This window comes from Mycobacterium sp., assembly GCF_032161845.1.
In the GTDB taxonomy this organism is placed as follows: Bacteria; Actinomycetota; Actinomycetes; order Mycobacteriales; family Mycobacteriaceae; genus Mycobacterium.
The window spans coordinates 1-4,718 of record NZ_JAVRQA010000331.1; the positions used below are offsets into that span (position 1 = coordinate 1).

Genomic DNA, 4,718 nt, shown 5'->3' on the forward strand with positions numbered 1-4,718 from the left:
CCACGTCAGTTCGGGCGGATCGCCGGTGCTCCTCTCGTCGAGCTCTACTCAGTCGGACCGCTCACCTTCGGGGTGGGCGTGAACATCACCGTGTGGAGTTACGTCGACCAACTCAACATCTCGGTGCTCGCCGACGACGCGACCTTCGGGGATCCGCGCGAAGTGACCGATGCCATGGTCGACGCGTTCGTGCTCATCCGACGGGCGGCCGGCGCGGCGGCCGAAGATGGGCGCGGGAGCAAGGCTTCCCGCGCCGGTTCCTAGGGGTCGGTTCCTCTACACGTCCTCGGACGACGCCACTACCTGCGTCGCGATGGCCAAGGCGCTGGCGCGCCGCTGAGTTTCCTCAGCGCCGTGCCGGGGGTCCGACGTGGCGCCGATGTGCAGGCTCGACAGGGCGACCCGTGCGCGTAGTCGCCCTTCGATGGGTTCGCCGGGTGGACTGAGCAGATCGAACAGCGCGAGATACCGGTCCTGAATCCTGACCCGTAGTTCCAGATCGCGGATCGGCGAGCTTCCTTCCCTCACGAAGCGGGCCAGTTCGGCGGTCCGTCCGGAGAGCATGTCGCTATAGCGGCGCAACACCTCGATGCGCGTGGCGGCGGAGCGACGCTGTGACTCGCCCCATCGCACCAGGCCGTCGAGCTGAGCGAGAAAGTCCTCGATCAAGCTGGCGAGAATCTCGTCCTTGGAACGGAAGTGGTAGTAGACAGCGGCTTTGGTGATGCCGAGTCGTTCGGCGATCTCGCGCAACGAGGTGCTGTCGTAGCCGTGTTCGGCGAATAGTTCCAGGGCAACGGACTGCAGTTGTGCACGGGTGTCGGTTCGTCTCTGATCCATCCGGCCTCCCAACCGTTCCAAACGATAGCTTACTTGACGACCGGTAAGTTACTGCCTACCGTCGTAGGCAGATGGTCGCGCAAGTCAGCGAGTCCTCGGCGTAGGCCCGCCGGGTCCAGTTGAGCCCGCACCGCGACGCCACGGCCCTGCACTTCCAGTCAAGAGCACGTCACGAAACCGAGCAGCGAAGGGAAATCGAATGGCCAGAACCGACGACGACACATGGGACATCAACGAGAGTGTGGGGGCCACCGCACTCGGCGTTGCGGGCGGACGGGCCGCGGAGACCGACAGCGCGGATCCCCTGATCAGTGATCCCTACGCACGGTTGTTCCTCGAGGCGGCCGGCGACGGCATCTGGAAGATCTACCTCGATGAGGAGCTTCCCGCGGAACTGGCCGACGTCGACCCCCGCTTCAAGGAGCGGATGCAGGCGATGATGAGCTACATGGGTTCGCGGACGAAGATCTTCGACGAGTTCTTCCTCGCCGCCGCGGCCGGCGGCATTCGCCAAGCGGTGATCCTTGCGGCGGGGCTGGATGCGCGCGCCTGGCGGCTGGCCTGGCCCGAGGGCAGCGTGGTCTACGAGATCGATCAGCCGAAAGTCTTGGCGTTCAAGCTCGAAACGCTGGAGTCTCATGACGTCACACCCCTCGCCACTCATGTCAGCGTCGGGATCGACCTGCGTCAGGACTGGCCGAAGGCGTTGGCGGATGCGGGATTCGATTCGAGCGTTCCGACAGCATGGTTGGCCGAAGGACTCCTGCCGTACCTCACCGCAGACGCGCAGAATCTGCTATTCGAACGAATCCAGGCGTTGAGTGCCCCGGGCAGCCGGGTCGCCGTGGAGGCGTTCGGCAACGACTTCTTCAGCGCCGAGAGCTTCGCCCGCCGCGAAGAGCAGGTGGAGCAATACCGGGCGATCGCAACCAAGTTGGGCGGCAAGGACATCACCGAGTCCGGCAATCTGCTCTACGAGGAGGAGCGGACCGAGGTCACCGACTGGCTGACCGCGCACGGCTGGGACGTCACGGCGATCAGCGCCGAAGACCTGTTGGCGAGCAACGATCGGGCGATTCCCGCCGACCTGGACGAGGCCGTCCCAGGAAGTGTGTTCGTCGAGGGCCGGCTCCCGTAGGTCGTAGTGACCGGGGTCGCGCGCGGAAATGTCCGTGATCGCGGCGGGCTGCAATCAAGACTTCTTTGGGGAAGGCACCTCAAGAGGTCTGCGGGGATCGGCTCGAATCGTTTGCGGCGCAGAGCGTCCGCCAGCCGATCCTCAGGCGTTGGCGAACTCCGGTGGCTTGATGGCGGCGGGATCCGGGTTGGCCAGCGGTAGCCCCATGAAGCGTCGGGCGTTGTCGCCCATGAAATCGTAGGTGCGCCGGACGTCCATGCCCTCGGCGTACCTCCAGTAGCCCTTGGGTTCGGCTAGGCCCTCGGGGTGCGGCCAGTCCGAGCCGAACATGACCTTGTCCCACCCGACGGTCTGCACGACGTCGGCCACCGAGCCCTCCCAGAAGGGGCTGACCCAGCAGTTGCGGCGGAACACCTCGTGTGGATGCTCGGGGAAATTCTGCGGCATCTTCTTGTAGGTCATCTCAAGATCGTCGAATAGCGGCTTGATCCAAGCACTTCCGTTCTCCACGCTGGCGATGCGCAGTTTCGGGAACCGCGTCAGGGTGCCGTGACAGATTAGGCTGGTCAGCATGTCGGCGATCTCGCGATGCCCCAGCGCCGTCCACTTGAACGCGGACATCTCGAACGCGCTGGCCGTATCGGCAGGCTCCCACTTCTCGATGTACTCCTGAAGCGGGGGTTGGCTGGCATGCAGCACGATGGGTAGCCCGGCGGCTTCGACGTCGGCCCAGAACGGATCGAACTCCGGAAGGGCGGGGGAACGCCACCCCTTGAAGCCGCACACCGGCGCCGGCTTGATCAGCGCGACCTTGGCGCCGTTGTTCAGGATGTACTCAAGCTCGCGGCGGCCTTCGTCGACGATGCCCAAGTTGATGACCGGCGTTGAGTAGACACGGTTTTCGTGAGCGAAACCCCAATGTTCGAGCATCCACTGGTTGAGTGAATGGACGATGGCGGCAGTCAGCTCGGGATCCTCGGCCGACGAGTGCTCGACGAGGTTGGCCAGCGTGGGGTAGTTGAGGCACGCATCGACACCCTGGCCGTTGAGCTCGGCGATCCGGTCCTCGGGGTTGCGTGCGCCCGGCGGCGTGTCGATCCCTCGGCCCGACATCTCGCGCATCGTCAGTCCCTCGGGATTCTGGCCGGAGTAAAACTTCTCGTGGGCACCAGGTGCCGCGACCCGGTCGAACGTCGGGTTCGGCATGTAGTCGGTGATCTTGTTCAAGATCGCGATCCGGGTGTGCCTGCCGATCTGAACGAATTGCACTGCCTTCTTGTACTGCTCGGGCAGGTACTTGAGCAGGGCGTCCGGCGTCTCGTACATGTGCTGGTCGGCGTCGAAGATCGGTGCGTCTTTGAACTGGGTCATCGGTGTGCCTCTCGCTGCGCTACATCGGGCTCAACGACGAGCTTGGCTCAACTTGACAATAGTGTCAAGTCGCATGGTCAGATTGTGTAGTAGACGCGCTGAACTGGGGTAATTGAACCTGACGACAATGTCATATAAGGTCGCGCCATGACGGTGACCTCGGGTGTGGCGGTCGGTGCTCAAACCGACCAGGGTCGCGGTGAGCGGACGCGCTCAGCGATCCTCGACGCCAGCAGCAGGCTCTTCCTGCAACGTGGTTATGCGGGCACGCCGATCAACGCGATCACCGAGGCGTGCGGCATCTCGCGAGCCGGCTTCTACACCTACTTCAAGGACAAACGGGAGATCTTCAACGTCCTCGGCAAGACCGCCTATCGCGACGCCCTTTCGGTCATCGCACAGTGGGCGGATGCTGAGGAGGCGTTCGGTCCGTCCGACGTCCTGGCCTGGGTGGGCCACTACTTCGACTACATGGACCTTCACGGCGCATTCGTCTTGGCCTCGGCGCATTCGGCGCCGGACGACGACGCCTTCCGGGTGTCGCGCAACCGCATGGTCACCCGTGCTTCGTGGAAGTTGGGTCAGGCCATCGCCGGTGACGGGCCGCACTCCCCGGACGTCATCGGCGTCGCGGTCATGGGGTTGCTGGACCGCGCCTGGTACACCGTTCATCGGCAGACGGTTGCCGTCGACCGTGACGAGATGATCGCGGTCGTCGCCGAGATGATCGTCGCCATGTCCAGCCCGATCGTGCCGCGTACGGCTGGCTGATTGGGGTAACCCACTCATGACAAGGTCGGTCGAGCGTCGCGCCGACTCATCTCAAAGCTGAAGGAGCACAACATGTCAGGCTTCGACACCAGTCAACCGATCGCCGACGAAGAGGCGCTCAAGGACGTTGAATCCGACGAGAAGTCGCCAAAGACTGGCGCCGCCGGCGACGTAGACGTGGACGAGCTCGGCGACGCCACACCGGGACCTCGCTGAGTCACCGCCCGATGGCATTCGTGCCAGGCACTGTTGGATCGAATTTAGGGAATGCCATTCCCGAGACGATGGTGCGTTTTGACACCGCGGGCATTCTCAGCGGACGGTGCCCCCCTCGGATCCGGGTGTACGGCAGCGGCGCAGAGCCCCGTCAACACGAGCGCGATCAGTTGGTCGCGCACCTCGAAGTAGTCGGTGTCCACCAGGCCACGGATGCGCGCCTCGAGGTGCCGCACGGCGACCGCATGGATGGCGAACGAGTCGAGGTCGGGGCGTGCGTTCGGCAGGCTGCCGTCGGCCAGACCCGCGGTCAGCGCGTCGGTGAGTAGCTCGCGGTGCCGGGCATAGGTGGCCTCCAAGGCAGCCGCGATGCCCGGCGCGC

Annotated in this window: 6 protein-coding genes and 1 pseudogene; 4 read left to right on the top strand and 3 right to left on the bottom strand. The window is 64.5% G+C overall.

What is annotated here, in order from left to right; translation table 11 throughout:
- A partial coding sequence (locus QOD90_RS17895) for a WS/DGAT domain-containing protein (protein ID WP_526352090.1) occupies window positions 1-264 on the top strand: 264 nt, incomplete at its 5' end.
- A 12-nt stretch (window positions 265-276) separates the two neighbouring features.
- Here the strand turns inward: QOD90_RS17895 and QOD90_RS17900 are convergent.
- On the bottom strand, window positions 277-840 hold the full coding sequence (locus tag QOD90_RS17900) for a TetR/AcrR family transcriptional regulator (protein WP_526352092.1): 564 nt from the start codon (window positions 838-840) through the stop codon (window positions 277-279).
- A gap of 199 nt (window positions 841-1,039) precedes the next feature.
- On the opposite strand from QOD90_RS17900, the gene QOD90_RS17905 reads away from it, so the two are divergent.
- The gene (locus QOD90_RS17905; protein WP_526352094.1) at window positions 1,040-1,978 is read left to right on the top strand and encodes a class I SAM-dependent methyltransferase; all 939 of its coding nucleotides are present in this window, start codon (window positions 1,040-1,042) and stop codon (window positions 1,976-1,978) included.
- Between the two features lie 141 nt (window positions 1,979-2,119).
- Here QOD90_RS17905 and QOD90_RS17910 read toward each other — a convergent pair whose 3' ends face one another.
- A complete protein-coding gene (locus QOD90_RS17910; RefSeq protein WP_526352096.1) occupies window positions 2,120-3,349 on the bottom strand; it encodes an amidohydrolase family protein in 1,230 nt (409 codons plus the stop codon).
- 147 nt (window positions 3,350-3,496) lie between these two features.
- Here QOD90_RS17910 and QOD90_RS17915 point away from each other — a divergent pair, with 147 nt between their 5' ends.
- Window positions 3,497-4,120: a TetR/AcrR family transcriptional regulator gene (locus QOD90_RS17915; protein ID WP_526352098.1), complete on the top strand. Its 624-nt coding sequence runs from the start codon at window positions 3,497-3,499 to the stop codon at window positions 4,118-4,120.
- Window positions 4,121-4,192: 72 nt separating this feature from the next.
- Window positions 4,193-4,336: a hypothetical protein gene (locus QOD90_RS17920; RefSeq protein WP_526352100.1), complete on the top strand. Its 144-nt coding sequence runs from the start codon at window positions 4,193-4,195 to the stop codon at window positions 4,334-4,336.
- A gap of 44 nt (window positions 4,337-4,380) precedes the next feature.
- On the opposite strand, the pseudogene QOD90_RS17925 reads toward QOD90_RS17920, so the two are convergent.
- Window positions 4,381-4,718, bottom strand: a pseudogene (locus tag QOD90_RS17925) (hypothetical protein); the annotation flags it as partial.

Excerpts from the sequence above, each read along its gene's own strand:
- QOD90_RS17915 (WP_526352098.1), top strand. The coding sequence starts at position 3,497 with ATGACGGTGACCTCGGGTGTGGCGGTCGGTGCTCAAACCGACCAGGGT.
- QOD90_RS17900 (WP_526352092.1), bottom strand. The coding sequence starts at position 840 with ATGGATCAGAGACGAACCGACACCCGTGCACAACTGCAGTCCGTTGCC.
- QOD90_RS17910 (WP_526352096.1), bottom strand. The coding sequence starts at position 3,349 with ATGACCCAGTTCAAAGACGCACCGATCTTCGACGCCGACCAGCACATG.
- QOD90_RS17920 (WP_526352100.1), top strand. The coding sequence starts at position 4,193 with ATGTCAGGCTTCGACACCAGTCAACCGATCGCCGACGAAGAGGCGCTC.
- QOD90_RS17905 (WP_526352094.1), top strand. The coding sequence starts at position 1,040 with ATGGCCAGAACCGACGACGACACATGGGACATCAACGAGAGTGTGGGG.